Source organism: Mycobacterium sp. NGS51, assembly GCF_059812525.1.
Map to the genome: position 1 here is coordinate 147,227 of NZ_JCALCV010000004.1, position 19,452 is coordinate 166,678.

General features: G+C 67.6%; 17 protein-coding genes. 15 read left to right on the forward strand and 2 right to left on the reverse strand.

Annotated features, from left to right (window positions below):
* Window positions 1-21 precede the first annotated feature (21 nt).
* Both AC5Y5W_RS06845 and mnmA read left to right on the forward strand, forming a co-directional pair.
* A complete protein-coding gene (locus tag AC5Y5W_RS06845) occupies window positions 22-1,200 on the forward strand; it encodes a cysteine desulfurase family protein (RefSeq protein WP_500010492.1) in 1,179 nt (392 codons plus the stop codon).
* Complete coding sequence (mnmA, locus tag AC5Y5W_RS06850; RefSeq protein WP_500010491.1) at window positions 1,197-2,282, forward strand: tRNA 2-thiouridine(34) synthase MnmA; 1,086 nt, start codon at window positions 1,197-1,199, stop codon at window positions 2,280-2,282. The genes AC5Y5W_RS06845 and mnmA overlap by 4 nt, the downstream gene beginning before the upstream one ends.
* Before the next feature lie 50 nt (window positions 2,283-2,332).
* Here the strand turns inward: mnmA and AC5Y5W_RS06855 are convergent, their stop codons facing one another.
* Window positions 2,333-2,950: a sensor domain-containing protein gene (locus tag AC5Y5W_RS06855; protein WP_500010490.1), complete on the reverse strand. Its 618-nt coding sequence runs from the start codon at window positions 2,948-2,950 to the stop codon at window positions 2,333-2,335.
* A 40-nt stretch (window positions 2,951-2,990) separates the two neighbouring features.
* Between AC5Y5W_RS06855 and AC5Y5W_RS06860 the strand changes: the two genes are divergently transcribed.
* The 3 genes from AC5Y5W_RS06860 to AC5Y5W_RS06870 are packed head-to-tail and all read left to right on the forward strand — an operon-like array spanning window position 2,991 to window position 7,039.
* On the forward strand, window positions 2,991-4,004 hold the full coding sequence (locus AC5Y5W_RS06860; RefSeq protein ID WP_500010489.1) for a uroporphyrinogen decarboxylase/cobalamine-independent methonine synthase family protein: 1,014 nt from the start codon (window positions 2,991-2,993) through the stop codon (window positions 4,002-4,004).
* Between the two features lie 39 nt (window positions 4,005-4,043).
* Complete coding sequence (ligA, locus tag AC5Y5W_RS06865) at window positions 4,044-6,110, forward strand: NAD-dependent DNA ligase LigA (RefSeq protein WP_500010488.1); 2,067 nt, start codon at window positions 4,044-4,046, stop codon at window positions 6,108-6,110.
* A 38-nt stretch (window positions 6,111-6,148) separates the two neighbouring features.
* On the forward strand, window positions 6,149-7,039 hold the full coding sequence (locus AC5Y5W_RS06870; RefSeq protein WP_500010487.1) for a metal-dependent hydrolase: 891 nt from the start codon (window positions 6,149-6,151) through the stop codon (window positions 7,037-7,039).
* 9 nt (window positions 7,040-7,048) lie between these two features.
* Here the strand turns inward: AC5Y5W_RS06870 and AC5Y5W_RS06875 are convergent, their stop codons facing one another.
* On the reverse strand, window positions 7,049-7,708 hold the full coding sequence (locus AC5Y5W_RS06875) for an ACT domain-containing protein (protein WP_500010486.1): 660 nt from the start codon (window positions 7,706-7,708) through the stop codon (window positions 7,049-7,051).
* Between the two features lie 85 nt (window positions 7,709-7,793).
* Between AC5Y5W_RS06875 and gatC the strand changes: the two genes are divergently transcribed.
* The 10 genes from gatC to hypE all read left to right on the forward strand — a co-directional run bounded on the left by gatC (window position 7,794) and on the right by hypE (window position 19,422).
* Entirely contained in the window at window positions 7,794-8,093 is a 300-nt protein-coding gene (gene gatC / locus AC5Y5W_RS06880; RefSeq protein ID WP_500010485.1) for an Asp-tRNA(Asn)/Glu-tRNA(Gln) amidotransferase subunit GatC, read from the forward strand.
* On the forward strand, window positions 8,090-9,571 hold the full coding sequence (gene gatA, locus AC5Y5W_RS06885) for an Asp-tRNA(Asn)/Glu-tRNA(Gln) amidotransferase subunit GatA (RefSeq protein WP_500010484.1): 1,482 nt from the start codon (window positions 8,090-8,092) through the stop codon (window positions 9,569-9,571). The genes gatC and gatA overlap by 4 nt, the downstream gene beginning before the upstream one ends.
* Before the next feature lie 96 nt (window positions 9,572-9,667).
* A complete protein-coding gene (locus AC5Y5W_RS06890) occupies window positions 9,668-10,699 on the forward strand; it encodes an ATP-dependent 6-phosphofructokinase (protein ID WP_499900419.1) in 1,032 nt (343 codons plus the stop codon).
* A gap of 234 nt (window positions 10,700-10,933) precedes the next feature.
* Complete coding sequence (locus AC5Y5W_RS06895; protein ID WP_500010483.1) at window positions 10,934-12,013, forward strand: MinD/ParA family ATP-binding protein; 1,080 nt, start codon at window positions 10,934-10,936, stop codon at window positions 12,011-12,013.
* A 192-nt stretch (window positions 12,014-12,205) separates the two neighbouring features.
* Window positions 12,206-12,910 carry a PAS and ANTAR domain-containing protein gene (locus AC5Y5W_RS06900; RefSeq protein WP_500010482.1) on the forward strand — a complete coding sequence of 235 codons (705 nt, stop codon included), beginning with the start codon at window positions 12,206-12,208 and terminating at the stop codon, window positions 12,908-12,910.
* A 14-nt stretch (window positions 12,911-12,924) separates the two neighbouring features.
* Window positions 12,925-14,427, forward strand: a complete 1,503-nt coding sequence (gene gatB / locus AC5Y5W_RS06905) for an Asp-tRNA(Asn)/Glu-tRNA(Gln) amidotransferase subunit GatB (RefSeq protein ID WP_500010481.1) — start codon at window positions 12,925-12,927, stop codon at window positions 14,425-14,427.
* 183 nt (window positions 14,428-14,610) lie between these two features.
* Window positions 14,611-16,935 (forward strand): carbamoyltransferase HypF, encoded by a 2,325-nt coding sequence (gene hypF / locus AC5Y5W_RS06910; protein WP_500010480.1) that lies wholly within the window; start codon window positions 14,611-14,613, stop codon window positions 16,933-16,935.
* Window positions 16,932-17,660 carry a HypC/HybG/HupF family hydrogenase formation chaperone gene (locus AC5Y5W_RS06915; RefSeq protein ID WP_500010479.1) on the forward strand — a complete coding sequence of 243 codons (729 nt, stop codon included), beginning with the start codon at window positions 16,932-16,934 and terminating at the stop codon, window positions 17,658-17,660. Before hypF ends, AC5Y5W_RS06915 begins: the two co-directional genes overlap by 4 nt.
* Entirely contained in the window at window positions 17,657-18,313 is a 657-nt protein-coding gene (locus tag AC5Y5W_RS06920; protein WP_500010478.1) for a D-sedoheptulose-7-phosphate isomerase, read from the forward strand. Before AC5Y5W_RS06915 ends, AC5Y5W_RS06920 begins: the two co-directional genes overlap by 4 nt.
* Window positions 18,310-19,422, forward strand: a complete 1,113-nt coding sequence (hypE, locus tag AC5Y5W_RS06925) for a hydrogenase expression/formation protein HypE (protein WP_500010477.1) — start codon at window positions 18,310-18,312, stop codon at window positions 19,420-19,422. Before AC5Y5W_RS06920 ends, hypE begins: the two co-directional genes overlap by 4 nt.
* The last annotated feature ends 30 nt before the right edge of the window (window positions 19,423-19,452 follow it).

Here is a 19,452-nt window from a genome sequence, read left to right on the forward strand (position 1 = left end):
CGTCGGTATTCTGGGCGGGTCATGGTCTACCTGGATCACGCCGCCACCACCCCGATGCATCCCGCTGCCATCGAGGCGATGACGGCTGTGCTGGGTACCGTCGGCAACGCCTCTTCGCTGCACACCACGGGCCGGGCGGCGCGACGGCGGATGGAGGAGTCCCGCGAGCTGGTCGCGGCCAAGCTGGGTGCGCGCCCGTCCGAGGTGATTTTCACCGCGGGCGGCACCGAGAGCGACAACTTGGCCGTCAAGGGCATCTACTGGGCACGCCGCGACACCCAGCCGCGCCATCGCCGCATCGTCACCACCGCCGTCGAGCACCACGCCGTGCTGGACGCGGTGGGCTGGCTGGCCGAGCATGAAGGCGCCGAGATCACCTGGTTGCCCACCGCCGCCGACGGGTCGGTGTCACCGGCAGCACTGCGCGACGCGTTGGAAGCCCACGACGACGTTGCGCTGGTGTCGGTGATGTGGGCCAACAACGAAGTCGGCACCATCATGCCGATCGCCGAGCTCGCCGCGATCGCCGCTGAATTCGATGTTCCTATGCACAGCGACGCGGTCCAGGCGGTCGGTCAGCTGCCGGTCGACTTCGCAACCAGCCAACTGTCCGCGATCAGCGTGGCGGCGCACAAGTTCGGTGGCCCACCCGGCGTCGGTGCATTATTACTTCGCCGAGACGTCTCCTGTGTCTCGCTGTCGCACGGCGGCGGCCAGGAGCGCGACATCCGCTCCGGCACACCAGATGTCGCCGGCGCCGTCGCAATGGCCGCCGCCGTGCAGATCGCGGTCGACGGGCTGGAGGCAAATAGTGCGCGGCTGCGCGCCTTACGTGACCGGCTGATCGACGGTGTGCTTGCCGAAGTCGACGAAGTCCGCCTCAACGGCGCCCGCGAGCCGCGGCTGCCGGGCAACGCCCACTTCACCTTCGATGGCTGCGAAGGCGATGCGTTGCTGATGTTGTTGGACGCCAACGGGATCGAGTGCTCGACCGGCTCTGCCTGCACAGCCGGGGTGCCGCAGCCGTCGCATGTGCTGCTGGCAATGGGCGCCGACCCGGCCAGTGCCCGCGGGTCTTTGCGACTGTCGTTGGGGCACACCAGCACTGACGCCGACGTCGATGCCGCACTGCGGGTGCTGCCGGGTGCGGTATCGCGCGCGCGGCAGGCTGCGCTGGCCGCAGCGGGGGTACCGCGATGAAGGTCCTGGCCGCGATGAGCGGCGGCGTGGACTCTTCGGTGGCCGCCGCGCGCATGGTCGATGCCGGCCACGATGTGGTCGGTGTGCATCTGGCGCTGTCGCAAGCGCCCGGGACGCTGCGTACCGGCTCGCGGGGCTGCTGCTCCAAGGAGGATGCCGGCGACGCCCGCCGTGTCGCCGACGTGCTGGGAATCCCGTTCTACATTTGGGATTTCGCGGACAAGTTCAAAGAAGACGTGATCGACGACTTCGTGTCGTCCTACGCGCGGGGAGAAACGCCGAACCCGTGTGTGCGGTGCAACGAGCGGATCAAGTTCTCGGCGCTGGCCGCTCGTGCGCTCGCGCTGGGCTTCGACACGGTGGCCACCGGGCACTACGCCCGGCTGGCCGACGGGCGGCTGCGCCGCGCGGTCGACCGCGACAAGGACCAGTCCTACGTGCTGGCGGTGCTCACCGCCGGGCAGCTGCGCCACGCCGCGTTCCCGATCGGCGACACCGCCAAGCCGCAGATCCGCGCGGAGGCCAACCGTCGCGGCCTTGCCGTGGCCGAGAAACCGGACAGCCACGACATCTGCTTCATCCCGTCCGGCGACACCCAGGCCTTCCTGGGTGCCCGCATCGGGGTGCGGCGGGGCACCGTGGTCGACGGCCAGGGCACCGTGCTGGCCGAGCATGACGGGGTGCACGGCTTCACCATCGGACAGCGCAAGGGCCTGGGCATCGCCGGCCCTGGCGCCGATGGCCGCCCGCGCTACGTCACCGCCATCGACGCTGACAGCGGCACAGTGCGGGTCGGTGCGGCCGCCGACCTCGACGTGTGGAAGCTGACCGGGCACCAGCCGGTGTTCACCGCCGGCACCGCACCGTCCGGGCCCGTCGAATGCGCGGTCCAGGTACGCGCGCACGGCGAAACCGTCGACGCCGTCGCGGCATTGGACGGTGACCGGCTCGAGGTGGATTTGCGGGCTCCGCTGCGGGGGGTGGCGCCCGGTCAGGCATTGGTGCTCTACCGTCCCGATCCCGACGGCGATGAGGTGATCGGCAGCGCCACCATCGCTGCCGCAACCCTTCGCCGAGCGTGAAGCTGTTGCGAAATTCTGACCCGATTTTCGCAACCATTTCACGTTCGCTGCTAAGAGACGTTCGCGGCGATGTTGGTCATCACCATGTCGGATACCGACTCCGGGAAGCCGCAGAAGGTGACCTCCATCAACACCACCGACTTGACCCGGTAGTCGCGGCCGCAGTCGCCCGGACGGGTCTGCAGCGACTGGGTGTCGGCGCGCCAATGACCGACGAATGCCTTCCCGACCGAACTGGACCCGCAGTGATCGACGGTTTCGACCAGGGCGTCGAAGGCGTGCTGAGCGGTGTCGGCGTCACGGTAGGCGGCGGCGCCTTCGGAGATCAGCCCGCCCCGGGGCGGGTACTGGAAGGTGGTCTTGTGGAACTCCTCGACGTCGGGCCCGAAGGTAACGGTCTCGGCGTAGACAAACCGGCACTCCGGCGGCGCTGTGTCGGCGAGCGTGTCGATGTCGATCGGCGACTTGCCATCCATCGACGGGATGATCGTCAGGCGCTCGTCGGCGCCGGTGATCGCGCGCATCCGAAACTGATCGAGTAGGACCCGGTCGACGTCGACACCTAAAACGGGTCCCGCGCCGAACGCCGGTAGCGCCGTGCCGCCCACCACTCGGGTACATGCTGCGGCCAGCAACGCCGCACCACATATCAGCAGTGGGCGCCACATTGTCTCAAGGGTAGTCGCGAGGTGCCAGTACGGTTGGCCGGTGAGCGTTTTCGCAACCGGCAGCGGAACCGGGTCATGGCCGGGGACTTCTGCCCGGCAGGCCGCCGAGGTCGTGGTCGGCGAGTTGGCCGGCGCGCTGGCCCATCTCGTCGAATTGCCCGCCAGGGGAGTGGGCGCCGACACCATCGGGCGAGCCGGCGGGCTGTTGATCGACGTGGCCATCGACACGGTGCCGCGCGGCTACCGCATTGCAGCGCGACCCGGCGCGGTCACCCGCCGGGCGGCCAGCCTGCTCGACGAGGACATCGACGCGCTCGAAGAGGCCTGGGAAACCGCGGGCCTGCGGGGCAGTGGGCGTGCGGTCAAGGTGCAGGCGCCCGGGCCGGTCACGCTGGCCGCCGAATTGGAACTGGCCAACGGACACCGGGCGATCACCGACGCCGGCGCGGTGCGCGATCTCGCCGCGTCGCTGGCCGAAGGTGTCGCCGCACACCGCGCCACGGTGTCGCGCCGGCTGGACACTCCGGTCGTGGTGCAGTTCGACGAGCCGTCGCTGCCGGCGGCGCTGGCCGGGCGGCTGGCGGGCGTGACCGCGCTGAGCCCGGTGCACCCGATCGACGAGGCGCTGGCCACCACGCTGCTCGACAGCTGCGCCGCCGCCGCCGGAGCCGACGTGATGGTGCACAGCTGCGCGGCCGAACTGCCATGGAAGGTGTTGCTGCGTAGCAGTATTCACGCGGTATCGGCGGATGCCGCAACATTGCAGGCCGCCGATTTGGACGGGGTCGCCGAGTTCGTCGACTCGGGTCGTACGGTCATGCTGGGGGCGGTCGCCTCGGTGCCGCCGGCGCGGCGGCCCTCGGTAGAAGAGGTCGCGGCCGCCGCCGTCGCGGTGATCGACCGGCTCGGCTTCGCTCGGTCGGCCGTGCGCGAGCGGATCGGCATCAGCCCGGCCTGCGGCCTGGCCGGCGCGACCCCCGAGTGGGCCCGCGCGGCCGTCGAGCTGGCCCGCAATGTTGCCGAGGCGTTCGCCGATGATCCCGACGCGATCTGAGGTGGTAGCCATGTCAGCGCCCTCCGATAGCCTGCGGGGGTGAGCTCACCAGAAGCTGACCCGGTCCCGCCCGACATTCGGCGGCAATGGCGGGAACTGGCCGACGAGGTGCGTGAACACCAGTTCCGCTACTACGTCCGCGACGCGCCGATCATCACCGACGCCGAGTTCGACACGCTGCTGCGGGAGTTGGCCGCGCTCGAGGAGCGCTACCCCGAGTTGCGGACCCCGGATTCGCCCACCCAACTCGTCGGCGGCGCCGGGTTTGCCACCGACTTCACCGAAGCCGAGCATCTGGAACGGATGCTGTCGCTGGACAACGTGTTCAGCACCGAGGAGTTCGACGCCTGGGCGGCCCGGGTGCGAGCCGAGATCGGTAACGATGCGCATTACCTGTGCGAGCTCAAGATCGACGGTGTCGCGCTGTCATTGGTGTACCGAAAGGGGCGCCTGGCTCGCGCGGCGACCCGCGGTGACGGCCGCACCGGCGAAGACGTCACGCTCAACGCCCGCACCATCGACGACGTGCCGCACCGACTGACCGCCAGCGACGATTATCCGATACCCGATGTCCTCGAGGTGCGTGGTGAGGTGTTTTTCCGGCTGGCCGACTTCGAGGCGCTCAACGCCGCGTTGGTCGAGGACGGCAAGACCCCGTTTGCCAACCCGCGCAACAGCGCCGCGGGCTCGCTGCGCCAGAAGGATCCCGCGGTGACCGCTCGCCGCAAGCTGCGGATGATCTGCCACGGACTGGGCCGCACCGAAGGATTTCGACCGGCCACGCTGCACGATGCCTATCTGGCGCTGCGGGCCTGGGGTTTGCCGGTCTCCGAGCACACCACCCGTGTAGACGGGCTGGCCGGCGCACACGAGCGCATCACCTACTGGGGTGAGCACCGCCACGACGTCGAGCACGAAATCGACGGTGTCGTCGTCAAAGTCGACGAGGTGTCGCTGCAGCGCCGGCTGGGTTCGACGTCACGCGCGCCGCGTTGGGCGATCGCCTACAAGTACCCGCCACAAGAAGTGCAGACGAAACTGCTGGACATCCGGGTCAACGTCGGCCGCACCGGGCGGGTCACTCCCTTCGCCTACATGACACCGGTGAAGGTAGCCGGGTCGACGGTTGGGCTGGCCACTTTGCACAACGCGTCGGAGGTCGGGCGCAAGGGCGTGCTCATCGGTGACACCGTGGTAATCCGCAAGGCCGGTGACGTGATTCCCGAAGTGCTCGGTCCCGTCGTCGACCTGCGGGATGGCTCAGAACGCGAATTCGTCATGCCCACAACATGTCCCGAATGCGGGACGAGGTTGGCTCCGGCCAAGGAGGGCGACGCCGACATCCGCTGCCCCAACTCGCGGTCCTGTCCGGCGCAGCTGCGGGAGCGGGTTTTTCACGTCGCGGGCCGCGGCGCGCTCGACATCGAGGGACTGGGCTACGAGGCGGCCATCGCGCTGTTGAAGGCCCACGTCATCACCGATGAGGGCGACCTGTTCACCCTCACCGAAGACGACCTGCTGCGCACCGAATTGTTCACCACCAAAAGCGGTGCGCTGTCGGCCAACGGCAACCGGCTGCTGACCAACCTGGACAAGGCAAAGAAGCAGCCGTTGTGGCGGGTGCTGGTCGCGTTGTCGATCAGGCATGTCGGCCCGACCGCCGCACGTGCGTTGGCCACCGAGTTCGGCAGTCTGGATGCGATCACGTCGGCGTCGACCGAGCAACTGGCAGCCGTGGAGGGGGTTGGCCCGACGATTGCCGCCGCCGTCACCGAGTGGTTCACCGTCGACTGGCACTGCGCGATCGTGGACAAGTGGCGCTCTGCCGGGGTGCGAATGGCCGACGAGCGCGACGCCAGCGTGCCGCGCACTCTGGAGGGGCTGTCCATTGTGGTCACCGGCTCGTTGACCGGCTTTTCGCGCGACGACGCCAAGGAGGCCATCGTGGCCCGCGGCGGCAAGGCGGCCGGCTCGGTGTCGAAAAAGACCGCCTACGTGGTTGCCGGTGATTCACCCGGATCCAAATACGACAAGGCCGTCGAGCTGAGTGTGCCGATTCTCGACGAGGACGGATTTCGAAAGTTGTTGGCGGAAGGGCCGGACTAACCTGAACGGGTCGGGGCCATTTGGGATGGGGATTGCCGATGACTGACGTTGAGGTGCATCACGACGGATATCCGGCCTATCGCCGGAAAGTTCGCTTCGACTGGTCGAATACCCCGCTGCACTGGGTGCCCGGCGACCCGTTCGCCACGCACATGATGAACGTGTTGCATCTGCTGCTGCCGGCCGGCGAGCGGTGGTTCATCCAGGTCGTCAACGAGGCCGAACCGATGGTGGACGATCCGGAATTGCGGGCGGCGATCAAACCCTTCATCCAGCAGGAATCCTGGCATGCCTTTGCGCACCAGTTGGTGCTCGACCACTTGGCGGAGCAGGGCATCGATACCACTGCGTACACCGCAAACCTCCAAAAATGGTTGTCCAGACTCGGTGATCAGCGTCCGAATTGGCCGAAGCCACTGCAGCGGTGGTGGCTGTATCGGCGGCTTGCGGTCGTCGCTGCGCTTGAGCACTTCACCGCCGTGTTGGGGCAGTGGGTCATCCAGAACCGTGGCCTCGACTACGCCGGAGCCAACCCGGCCATGCTCGACTTGCTGCGCTGGCACGGTGCTGAGGAGATCGAGCACCGGTCGCTGGTTTTCGACGTCTACCAGAACCTGTGCGGCAACTATCTGCTACGGGCGTCGACGATGCTGTCCACCGCGCCGATTTTCCTGATCCGCTGGCTCGCGGGCGCGCGGTTCTTGATGGCGCGTGACCCAACCGTCGACGCCAAACCGCGCTGGCGAGACTGGCTACGCGCCGCCCGACAGTACCGACTGCCGGGACCGTGGCAGCTGATCGTGAGCGCACAAGTCCGCTATCTGCGGCCCAGCCATCACCCGAGCACCGAGGCATCGACCCAGATGGCGATGGAGTATCTGGCGCATTCGCCTGCGGCGCAGGCTGCCCGCGAACGGGCCAAAGGCTAAGTCGCGCCGTCAGCGCAGCAGCGTCGCCACGATGCCGGCCAGATAGCCCAGCCGCGCCACCTCAGACGGCCGGAACACCGGGCCGCCGGGGCGACCCAGCATCACCGCGGTGTGCGGTTCGCCCAGCGGCGCCGCGACCAAAGTGGTGTCCATGTCGCGCCACAGCTGCGGCACCCAGCCCGCCGTGCCGTCCAGGGCGGTCGCACGTTCGAGCGGTAGCCATGGCGCTTCGTCGGGCTGAGTCTCCGGCGCGCCGCGGCTGCCGACGACGAACTGAAGCTGTTCGCCCGAACGGCGCAGCACCGCACACCAGCCCACCCGCAGCACGCGCGGCGCCTCGTCGGCCAGCACCTGCAGCTTGGCCGCCGTGGCGCCGGCAGCAGCGATGTGGTCGATGAGCTCCAACTCGCGGTGTGCCTCCAGCAGCCCGGTGTGCGGGCGAACGCTGTCGACCCACACTCCGTTGAGCGCTTCGGCGGCCGTGATCAGCCTGTCCGGCATCGACCCGGCCGGCAGTTCGACCACCAAGTCGTCGATCGCATAGCCGGAGCCACGCTCGACCACGTCGAGCGACAGGATGTCGGCGCCCGCCGAGCCCAGCGCGACCGCCAGCGAGCCAAGGCTGCCCGGTCGATCGGCCAGCCGGACCCGCAGCAGATAGGAAGGCACGCGCACACTGTCGCACAGCCGTCGGCGCCCTGCCCGCCGAGCGTGACGGCAGCCTGACCCTCACCGCCCATTAGGCTGAATCCTCGTGTCCCAGATCTCCCGTGACGAGGTGGCCCACCTGGCCCGGCTGGCCCGGCTGGCGTTGACCGATGCCGAACTTGATAGCTTCGCCGGTCAACTCGACGCCATCCTGACCCATGTCAGCGCCATCCAGGCCGTCGACGTCACCGGCGTCGAACCGACCGACAACCCGCTCAAGGACGTCAACGTCACCCGGCCCGACGAGCCCGCGCCGTGCCTGACTCAGCAGGAGGCACTCGACCAGGCCCCCGAAGCCGTCGACGGCCGCTTCGCCGTCCCGCAGATCCTCGGAGAAAGCCAGTGAGCGACATTCTCCGGTTGGACGCGGCGACGTTGGCGGCCAAAATCACGGCCAACGAATTGTCGTCGGTGGAAATCACCAAGGCCTGCCTGGACCAGATCGAGACCACCGACGACCGGTATCACGCGTTCCTGCACGTCGCAGCCGACACCGCGCTGCAAGCCGCCGACGCGGTCGACAAGGCGGTCGCGGCCGGCGCGCAGCTGCCGTCCCCGTTGGCCGGGGTACCGCTGGCGCTCAAGGATGTGTTCACCACCGTCGACATGCCCACCACCTGCGGGTCGAAAATCCTGGAGGGCTGGCGCTCCCCGTACGACGCCACCGTCACCGCAAGACTGCGCGCGGCGGGCATTCCCATCCTCGGCAAGACCAACATGGACGAGTTCGCGATGGGCTCGTCGACCGAAAACTCGGCCTACGGCCCGACCCGCAACCCGTGGGACGTCGAGCGGGTGGCCGGTGGTTCGGGCGGTGGCAGCGCCGCCGCGCTGGCCGCGTTCCAGGCGCCGCTGGCCATCGGCACCGACACCGGCGGCTCGATCCGCCAACCGGCCGCCTTGACCGCGACCGTCGGCGTCAAACCCACCTACGGCACCGTGTCGCGATACGGGCTGGTGGCCTGCGCGTCGTCGCTGGATCAGGGCGGTCCGTGCGCACGCACCGTGCTGGATACCGCGCTGCTGCATCAGGTGATCGCCGGCCACGACGCCAAAGACTCGACGTCCATCGACGCGCCGGTGCCCGATGTCGTGGCCGCCGCGAAGGCCGGCGCGTCCGGCGACCTCTACGGGGTGCGGGTCGGCGTGGTGCGGCAGCTGCGAGGCGAGGGTTATCAGCCCGGTGTGCTGGAGTCGTTCCACGATGCCGTCGAGCAGCTGACCGCGCTGGGCGCCGAGGTGATTGAAGTCGACTGTCCGAACTTCGATCACGCGCTAGCGGCCTACTACCTGATCCTGCCGTCGGAGGTCTCCAGCAACCTCGCCCGCTTCGACGCCATGCGCTACGGGCTGCGGGTCGGCGACGACGGCACCCACAGCGCCGAGGAGGTGATGGCGCTGACCCGCGCCGCCGGATTCGGCCCGGAGGTCAAGCGGCGCATCATGATCGGCACCTACGCGCTCTCCGCTGGCTACTACGACGCCTACTACAACCAGGCGCAGAAGGTGCGCACGCTGATCGCTCAAGATCTCGCCACGGCCTACCAATCCGTCGACGTGCTGGTGTCGCCGACCACGCCGACCACCGCGTTCCGGTTGGGGGAGAAGGTCGACGATCCGCTGGCCATGTACCTGTTCGACCTGTGCACGCTGCCGCTGAACCTGTCCGGCCACTGCGGGATGTCGGTGCCGTCCGGGTTCGCGCCGGACGACAACCTGCCGGTCGGGCTGCAGATCTTGGCGCCGGCGCTGGCCGACGACCGGCTCTACCGGGTGGGCGCGGCCTACGAGGCCGCCCGCGGCCCGCTGCCATCGGCGATCTAAGGGCGAGCAGACAGAGAATCGCATTTCCCGCGGGGGTTTTGTGCGATTCTGCGTCTGCTCGCCACTGCAGGGCCGTCCACCCGGCAAGATGGGGCTATGCGGATCGGGGTTCTTACCGGAGGTGGCGACTGTCCAGGGCTCAACGCGGTCATCCGGGCGGTGGTGCGCACCTGCGATGCCCGGTACGGCTCGTCGGTGGTCGGATTCCAGGACGGCTGGCGGGGACTACTGGAGAACCGCCGCCTCCAACTGCGCAACGACGACCGCAATGACCGGCTGCTGGCCAAGGGCGGCACGATGCTCGGGACAGCCCGGGTACACCCGGACAAGCTGCGCGCCGGGCTGAACCAGGTCAAGCAGACGCTGGATGACAACGGCATCGACGTGCTGATCCCGATCGGCGGCGAGGGCACGCTGACCGCCGCGCATTGGCTGTCCGAGGAGAACGTGCCCGTCGTCGGCGTGCCGAAGACGATCGACAACGACATCGACTGCACTGACGTGACTTTCGGCCATGACACCGCGCTGACTGTGGCCACCGACGCCATCGACCGCTTGCACAGCACCGCCGAATCGCATCAGCGGGTGATGCTGGTGGAGGTGATGGGCCGGCATGCCGGCTGGATCGCGCTGAACGCCGGGCTGGCTTCCGGCGCCCACATGACCCTCATTCCTGAACAGCCCTTCGATATCGAAGAAGTGTGCCGGCTGGTCAAGCAGCGTTTTCAGCGCGGCGACTCGCACTTCATCTGTGTGGTCGCCGAGGGCGCCAAACCGGCCGCGGGTTCGATGACGCTGGCCGAAGGAGGCCTCGACGAGTTCGGTCACGAGCGGTTCACCGGGGTGGCCGCGCAGTTGGCGGCCGAGGTTGAAAAGCGCATCAACAAGGATGTGCGGGTGACCGTGCTGGGCCATGTGCAGCGTGGCGGCACCCCGACCGCCTACGACCGGGTACTGGCCACCCGGTTCGGGGTGAATGCGGCGGATGCCGCCCACGCAGGCGAATACGGCCAGATGGTGTCGTTGCGGGGTCAGGACATCGGCCGGGTCGCGCTGGCCGACGCGGTGCGACAACTCAAGCTGGTCCCGCAGAGCCGCTACGACGACGCTGCGGCCTTCTTCGGCTAGCGCAGGCGGTGTCGCCTGCTGTTTACCCGCGGGCCATGAATTCTTCACGAAAATCCGGATATTCCTTGGGTTTTCGCCCCGCCAACCGGTGCTACGGTCGAAATTATGAATATCCGCGGTAGTGGTCGCGGCGTACTTCAACAGCCGGCCCCGTCGACGCAATCGCAAGGTCCGCCGCCGCGGCGCCGGCCATCGCCTGGTCGACCGGTTCGGGCGCGGTCCGCGCCGGGTGCCGTGCCGCAGCCCCGAGACGATGCCCGCGCCTACCGATCGCCGTCGCCGGCGGACATTCGCGCCACGGTGCCGGTAAGACAGGCGCAGGCGCAGGCGCCGGCGGTTGATCGGCCGGCGCCGGCGGTTGATCAGCAGGTGCCTGACTATGTTGCCCCCGACAGGCGCCAGGAGCGCGACACCCAGGCCACCGCCAAACGCGACTGGCGGAGCCTGCTGGTCCGGCTGACGCCGATCGACCGCGGCCCCAGAAAAGCGCGGGCCGATGAACTCGCACTGCGCAACCGGATCCGAGCATCGGTGGGCAGCGCATTCCCGATCGCGGTTCTCAACCTGAAGGGAGGTGTCGGCAAGACGGTCGTCGTCGAGGCGTTGGGTTCGACGTTCGCCGACGTGCGCGACGACCACGTCCTGGCCGCAGACCTCGACGCCGGCGGCCTCGCCGATCGCCATGGCCGCCACAACTCGCTGAACATGGTCGACCTACTCGCCGATCGCTCGGTCACGCAGTATCCGGACCTGCGAGCTCACACATATCAAAACAGTTCTGGCTTGGAGGTTTTGGGAATACCAGACTATGCGTACAGCGATTGGCGGATCGCGCATGACGATGTTGTCAAGACATTTTCGAAACTGCGGCAACACTATTCGGTGATGCTGATCGACTGCGGCCGGGACCTGAAATCGGGTATGACGGAGGCGGTTTTGCGCGAGTCACAAGCGCTGGTGGTGGTCACCAGCGCCTCCGTCGACGCGATCAAGAAGACCCGAACCACCATGCAGTGGCTGGCAAACAACGAGTATCGGAAACTGATCGACGCAACAGTCCTCGTGATCAACCACACCGAGCCAGGAAAGCCGAGCCCCGTCGCGAGCAGGGAATTACAGCAGTTGGCCCAGCGGTTCCCGTCCGAACGGGTGGTGGAGCTGCCGTTCGACCGGCACGTGTATGAGGGCAAGGAAATCACGTTGCAGCGGTTGAGCAAGGAGAGCAGGCGGCGTTACCTGAAGATGGCGGCCTCGCTCGCCGATCTGTTTCCCACCGGGGACGGCGCGACGGCCGCCGGCGGCGAATTCCGCTGAACATCAGCCGTTACGTAACACTCAACTGTAACGTAACGGCTATGGTTGCGAAGGCGCTGACCTGCGGCGCGCCGGGCTCGACTACCTGGGGCAGAGACGAAGTAGTGCCGCCGCGAAGCGACGACGCGCCGAACACCAGTCGCCGACAAGCCAGACGCGCGACGGCCAACCGACCAGGACAGGGCGCGCGTGGTGGCTGCCGAACTAGACGGTGAGACCGCCGAGACGGAGCAGGCTCTTGCCGGCGGCGCGCCGCAACGCGTCGGATCCTTCCGCTTCTATTTCGAAGACCAGCGCTGGGAATGGTCGGACCAGGTGCAACGCATGCACGGCTACGAACCCGGGACGGTGACGCCCACCACCGAATTGGTGCTGTCGCACAAGCATCCGGATGATCGGCGTGAGGTGGCGGCAACCATTGACAACATCCTGCACACGCATCAAGCGTTCAGCACTCGCCATCGCATTCTCGACACGCGCGGCACCGTGCATCACGTCGTGGTGGTGGGGGACAAGCTCAGCGATGAGACCGGTGCAGTCATCGGCACCCACGGCTACTACGTGGACCTCACCCCGGCCTCCGGGCCGTCGCGCGACGACGACATCATCTCCGCCCGGGTCGCGGAGATCACCGGCAACCGGGCCACTATCGAGCGGGCCAAAGGAATGCTGATGCTGGTGTACGGGATCGACGCCGACGCCGCTTTCGACCTGCTCAAATGGCGGTCCCAAGAAACCAATGTCAAGCTGCGGTTGCTCGCCGAGCAGGTCGCCGAGGACTTCTGCGTGGCAAGTCGTGACATCATCGCGTCACGGTCGATGTTCGACCATATTCTGCTCACCGCACATGAACGGATCGTCGACGGTTCCGACGAGCAGGCCGACGCAACCGCCTGACTAGGATCGGGTCTGTGACTGTTGCCGCGGCTGAGTTGCTCGACTACGACGATGTCCTGGCACGCTACGAGCCGGTGCTCGGCTTGGAGGTGCACGTCGAGCTGTCCACGGCCACCAAGATGTTCTGCGGCTGCCTGACGACCTTCGGCGCCGAACCCAACACCCAGGTGTGCCCGGTATGCCTGGGCCTACCCGGTTCCCTGCCGGTGCTCAATCAAGCCGCAGTAGAGTCGGCGATCCGGATTGGGCTGGCGCTGAACTGCCAGATCGTGCCGTGGTGCCGGTTCGCCCGGAAGAACTACTTCTATCCGGACATGCCGAAGAACTACCAGATCTCGCAATACGACGAGCCGATCGCGGTCAACGGCCATCTTGACGTGCCGCTCGACGACGGCAGCACCTGGCGCGTCGCGATCGAACGCGCGCACATGGAGGAAGACACCGGCAAGCTGACGCACCTGGGCAGCGAAACCGGACGCATCGAAGGCGCCACGGGTTCGCTGATTGACTACAACCGTGCCGGAGTTCCGTTGATCGAGATCGTCACCAAGCCGATCGAAGGAACCGGTGAGCGGGCCCCGCAGATCGCCCGGGCCTATGTGACAGCTCTGCGGGACCTGTTGCGCGCGTTGGGTGTTTCCGATGTGCGGATGGATCAGGGTTCGATGCGCTGCGACGCCAACGTGTCGCTCAAGCCGATCGGGGCGAGCGAGTTCGGTATCCGCACCGAGACCAAGAACGTCAACTCGCTGCGAAGCGTCGAGGTCGCCGTGCGCTACGAGATGCAGCGTCAAGGCGCGGTGCTGAGCGCCGGTGGCCGGGTCACCCAGGAGACTCGGCACTTCCACGAGAGCGGATACACCAGCCCGGGACGCACCAAGGAAACCGCCGAAGACTACCGCTATTTCCCGGAGCCCGATCTGGAACCCGTCGCGCCCGGCGCCGAGCTCGTGGAGCGGCTGCGCCACACTATCCCCGAACTGCCGTGGTTGCGCCGCAAGCAAATTCAGCAGGAATGGGGCGTTTCCGACGAAGTGATGCGCGACCTGGTCAACGCCGGCGCGGTCGACTTGGTGATCGCGACTGTCGAACACGGCGCGCGGAGCGAGGCGGCGCGTGCGCTGTGGGGCAACTTTTTGGTGCAAAAGGCCAATGAGGCCGGCGTCGACCTCGACGAACTGGCCATCACCCCCAAGCAGGTCGCGGCGGTGATCGCGCTGGTGGACGACGGCACATTGTCCAACAAGCTGGCCCGCCAAGTCATCGAGGGCGTATTGGCCGGGGAAGGCGAACCCGAACAAGTGATGACCGCCCGAGGCTTGGCCGTGGTGCGTGATGACTCACTTATCCAGGCCGCGGTCGACGAGGCGCTGGCCGCCAATCCCGACGTGGCCGAAAAGATACGCGGCGGCAAAGTCGCCGCGGCGGGCGCGATCGTCGGTGCGGTCATGAAGGCCACCAAGGGCCAGGCCGACGCGGCGCGGGTGCGCGAGCTGGTGCTGGCCGCCTGCAGTTAGCGCGAACTCTCGCCTAAACCTTTACACCTGCGGGTCGTACGCGCCTACGATGGGTTGGGTCGGGGAAAGCCGTGACTGACGAAACGGTGTGATCGCGACGTGTGCTGACGGGCGGAGATATCGGTGCGGCGGCGTACTTGAGCCGCCCGGCTCCCTACTGTCCACCGGCCTCCGGCGGATGCCATGACCGGCACGCTGTTGCTGCACCCCGGCGACGTTCGGCAGCGATTCACCGTGACCGGTGTCGTCCAGGGCGTCGGATTTCGCCCGTTCGTCCACCGCACGGCGAGCGAACTGGGCCTCGTCGGGTTCGTCGGCAACGATTCCGGTGCAGTGTTCGTCGAGGCGCAGGGCCCCGCTGCGCGCCTAGACGAATTCGGCCGCCGGCTGCGGGCCGACGCGCCGCCGCTGGCGCGGATCAGTGCGGTCTCCGTCGTCGACATCGAGGCAACCGGCGATACCAGATTCCGCATCGTGGACAGCCAAACCGCCCCGGGTGCCGGCACGCCGATTCCGCCCGACATCGCGGTGTGCGACGAGTGCCTCGCCGAGTTGTTCGACCTCGCCGACCGCCGATACCGGCACCCGTTCATCACCTGCACCAACTGTGGACCGCGGTTCACCATCATCCGCGAACTGCCCTACGACCGTCCGGGGACCACCATGTCGGCCTTCGCCATGTGCGAACGCTGCGCCGCCGAATACCACGACCCGGGCAACCGCCGGTTCCACGCCCAGCCGATCGCCTGCCCGGACTGCGGGCCGTCGTTGTGGTGGCAGCGGGGCGCCGAGCGGATCCAGGGATCCGACGCGGCGCTGGCCGCCGCCCAGCAGGGGCTGATCGAGGGGGCCATCGTCGCGATCAAGGGTATTGGCGGCTACCACCTGGCCTGCGTCGTGGACGACCAAGCGGTGGTGGCGAGGCTGCGGGCCCGCAAGGCGCGCGGCGCCAAGCCTTTCGCGATGTTGGTCCGGGATCTCGACGTCGCCCGTCGCTACGCGCACATCGATGACACCGAGGCCGCGATCATGCTCAGCCCGGCGCGGCCGATCGTGTTGCTGCGCCGGCGCGCGGATGCCCCAGTCGCCGACGCCGTCGCGCCGGGCAGCCCGCTGCTCGGAATGATGCTGCCGTACACACCGATTCATCACTTGCTGCTGGCGTCTGGACTTGATGCGCTGGTAATGACCAGCGCCAACCGTTCCGACGAACCCATCTGCTTCACCGACGACGATGCGACCCGGCGCCTTCCGCCGCTCTGCGACGCGGTGCTCGACCACAACCGGCCGATCCACGTGCCGTGCGACGACTCGGTAGTCCGCGTCGTCGACGGCCGCGAACTGCCGATCCGCCGTTCCCGTGGCTATGCGCCGCTGCCCGTCGATCTCGGCTACGAAGCGCCTTCGGTGCTGGCCGTCGGCGGGGAACTGAAGAACACCTTCTGCCTGACCGACGGTTCACGCGCCTACCTCTCTGGGCACATCGGCGATATGGAAACCCTGGAAACCCTGCGGGCGTTCGAGCGCGCGGTGCGCCAGCTCAGCGAAATCCGTTCTCGGCCGGTCCGATTGGCCGCTGACCTGCATCCGGGTTATCAGACCCGAAGCTGGGCCGAGCGGCATGTCGGTGCGCGCCCGCTGGACCTCGTGCAGCACCATCACGCGCACGTCGTCTCGCTGTTGGCCGAGCACGGCCGGCTCGGCGAACCCATCATCGGCGTCTCGTTCGACGGCACCGGCTACGGTTGCGATGCCACCATCTGGGGCGGTGAGGTCCTTGCCCTCGGACCAGACAGCCATCGGTTCGCCCGGGCCGGTCATCTGCTGCCGGTGCCGCTGCCCGGCGGTGACGCCGCAGTGCGCAATCCGTGGCGAATGGCACTGTCGCAGTTGTGGGCGGCCGACATCGACTGGGCCACCGACCTGCCGCCGGTCACCGCCGCCACCCAGGCCGAACTACGAGCTACCCGTTCGCAATTGGAAACCGGTTTCGGGTGCGTGCCGTGTTCGAGCATGGGCCGGTTGTTCGACGCCGTCGCTTCCCTGCTGGGGGTGCGACACCACATCGACTACGAGGGGCAGGCCGCCATTGAACTCGAAGTACTGGCCGAGTCCGCGGACGCGTCGGCCCAGCTGCGCCTGGCGGTGCACGACGACGGGGTGATCGACCCGCGCGGCATGATTGGCGCGATGGTTGCCGCGCTGCGCGCAGGTGTCGAAACCGCTTCGCTGGCAGCCGGCTTCCATCACGCGGTCGCCGTCGCGGTCGCGGCGGTGGTGGGCCGGGCCGCCGGCGACGTGCGATTGGTTGGTCTTACCGGCGGCGTATTCCAGAACGTGCTGCTGCTGCGTGCATGCCGTCAGCGGTTGCAGCAGGCCGGTTTTGAGGTATTGACACACCGGGCGGTCCCGCCTAACGACGGCGGGCTCGCGCTCGGCCAGGCCGCGGTGTCGGTGCTGACCGCGCTGGCATCGCAATCCGAATTAAGGGGGGCTGATTTGTCATGACTACCACCGCGATTGACCGCGGGCTGGACGCCGAGCTGACCGCTGATCTCGCGGCCACCGCACTCACCCTGGCCCGGCGGTTTGCTGCGGGCGCCACTATGTGGTCGATAGCTCCGTCCTGGGAGCCGCATGCCTTGCACATCGCCGTCGAGTTCGTGCACCCGGTGATCATGGGCAAGCGGGCACTGCCGGCGGTCGCTCTGATCGGATCCGACTTGGTTGATCTGGTTCGGGTTTCGGTACGCCCGGGCGACATCGTGATCGCGGTGTCGGGTGCCGACGACCCCGACGTGCGCTCGGTGATGCACCGCTGTCCGGCCTGGGGCGCCACCACCATCTGGATCGGCAGTGGCGAGCGACCTGAGGCGGGAATGGCCGACCATGTGCTGTGGCTCGACGACCCCGATCCCAGAGTGCCGGCAACCGGTGGCTTCGTGCTGTTCTACCACCTGCTGTGGGAGCTGACCCACGTCTGCTTCGAGCATCCCGGCCTATTGAAGGACGACGCCGCGTGCACCGACGACGTATGCGTGACCTGCAGCGACGAAGGTCGGCTCGGTGAGGTGGTGACGGCGTCGACCGACGGCATGGCCGCGGTGCGCACCGCTAAGGGCGTCGAGTCGGTCGCCACCACCCTCGTCGACCCAGTCGCCGCCGGCGAGCTTGTGTTGGTGCATGCCGGTATGGCGATCAGCCGCGTTAGTGAGGAGGAGCGGCACGAATGACTGAGGAGCCCACCAACTTCCTGTATCCGTTCATCGACGCTCAGGAGGACGACCCCAAGTCGCTGCTTGCCGATCTGACCGCGTCGGCACAAGCGAAGGCGACCGAAAGCCTGAGGCTGCGCCGCTCCACGCTGACGGAAAACACCGAACTGATTGCCACCGCGGCCGCGGAGATGGCAGCTCGTTTCGCGGCGGGGGGCCGACTGTTCACCTTCGGCAATGGCGGGAGTTGTACCGATTGCACCACGTTGGCGCGGCTGTTCGCCCGCCCGCCGCTCGGAAAGCCGTTGCCGGCCTGGTCGTTGACTGCCGACCAGGCGATCATGACCGCGCTGGGCAATGACGTCGGGTTCGAGTTGGTGTTCGCCCGCCAGTTGATCGCGCGCGCGAAGGCGGGCGACATCGCGATCGCGATGTCGACCAGCGGCAGTTCCCCAAACCTGATGGCAGCACTGGCCGAAGCCCGTCATCGCGACATGTACACCATCGGCTTCGCCGGATACGACGGCGGTGCATTCGCCAAAAGCCTGGACGTCGACGCCTGCTTCGTCGTCCACTCGCAAAGCGTGCACCGGATACAGGAATCGCAAGCGCTGCTGGGCTACGAGCTGTGGTTGAAGGTCCACGAAGAGCTGGGGGTGGGAGTGGCATGACGAAGTCCGCCAATGAATACTTGTCATCGGGGCCGAAATTCGCCGAAGGCGAGGTGATCGAGCGGATCGAAACCTTCCGCAAGCGCCGGCCCCGGTTGCTTGACGATCACGTGACAACCGCGCACGGCGCCGGCGGAAAGGCATCGGCGGCGCTGGTGGATGCGGTGTTCATGGAGGCCTTCCGCAATCCGCTGCTCGAGTCGCTCGGCGACGGCGCGGTCCTCACCCTGCCCAGCGGCGAACGGCTGGTCATGTCGACCGATTCGTTTGTGGTGCAGCCCAGGCGATTTCCTGGCGGTTCGATCGGCGAACTCGCCGTGCACGGCACCGCCAACGACCTTGCGGTGGCCGGTGCGGTGCCGCAGTGGATCTCGGCGGCGTTCGTGCTCGAAGAGGGATTTCCGATCGCGGAATTGAAGGAGATCGTCGCGGACATGGCCGCCGCGGCGTCCGCGGCAGGTGTGCAGATCGTCACCGGCGATACCAAGGTGGTGCCCAAAGGTGCCGCCGACGGGATGTTCGTCACCACTACCGGCGCCGGCGTCATCCCGGCGGACCGACGGCTCTCAGCGGAGTCGGTCCGTCCGGGCGACAAGCTGCTGTTGTCCGGTTCGATGGGCGATCACGGCATGGCGGTGATGCTGGCCCGCGGCGATTTGGCCATAGAAGCCGACATCCATTCCGACACTGCGTCGGTGAGCCCGCTGGTGGAACTGCTGTTGGCTGCCGCACCGTCCACCCGCTGGCTTCGCGACCCGACTCGCGGCGGCGTCGGGACAGTCTGCAACGAACTGGCCCAGGCGTGTGGGTTGGCGGTGGTGCTCGAAGAGGACAAGTTGCCGATCCACCCGATGGTCAGCGGTGCTTGCGAGCTGTTGGGCATCGACCCGCTCTATGTCGCCAACGAGGGCAAGTTCGTCGCCGTCGTCGCCGCCGACGAGGCGGAGGCCGGGCTGGCCGCCGTGCGCTCGCACCCGCTGGGCGCCGAAGCGGCTGAGGTTGGAGAGATCGTCGAGGAACCCGCGGAAACCGTGGTGGTGCAGACCGGGTTCGGCGGTTCCCGGATCGTCGACATGCTCGTCGGTGACCCGCTGCCGCGGATCTGTTAGGCGCAGCGATCGCAGAGAAAGGAACTCTGA

Coding starts and splice junctions, on each gene's coding strand:
- AC5Y5W_RS06920 (WP_500010478.1), top strand. CDS start 17,657: ATGACTGAGGAGCCCACCAACTTCCTGTATCCGTTCATCGACGCTCAG.
- hypE (WP_500010477.1), top strand. CDS start 18,310: ATGACGAAGTCCGCCAATGAATACTTGTCATCGGGGCCGAAATTCGCC.
- AC5Y5W_RS06845 (WP_500010492.1), top strand. CDS start 22: ATGGTCTACCTGGATCACGCCGCCACCACCCCGATGCATCCCGCTGCC.
- AC5Y5W_RS06890 (WP_499900419.1), top strand. CDS start 9,668: ATGCGGATCGGGGTTCTTACCGGAGGTGGCGACTGTCCAGGGCTCAAC.
- AC5Y5W_RS06915 (WP_500010479.1), top strand. CDS start 16,932: ATGACTACCACCGCGATTGACCGCGGGCTGGACGCCGAGCTGACCGCT.
- AC5Y5W_RS06870 (WP_500010487.1), top strand. CDS start 6,149: ATGACTGACGTTGAGGTGCATCACGACGGATATCCGGCCTATCGCCGG.
- mnmA (WP_500010491.1), top strand. CDS start 1,197: ATGAAGGTCCTGGCCGCGATGAGCGGCGGCGTGGACTCTTCGGTGGCC.
- hypF (WP_500010480.1), top strand. CDS start 14,611: ATGACCGGCACGCTGTTGCTGCACCCCGGCGACGTTCGGCAGCGATTC.
- AC5Y5W_RS06855 (WP_500010490.1), bottom strand. CDS start 2,950: ATGTGGCGCCCACTGCTGATATGTGGTGCGGCGTTGCTGGCCGCAGCA.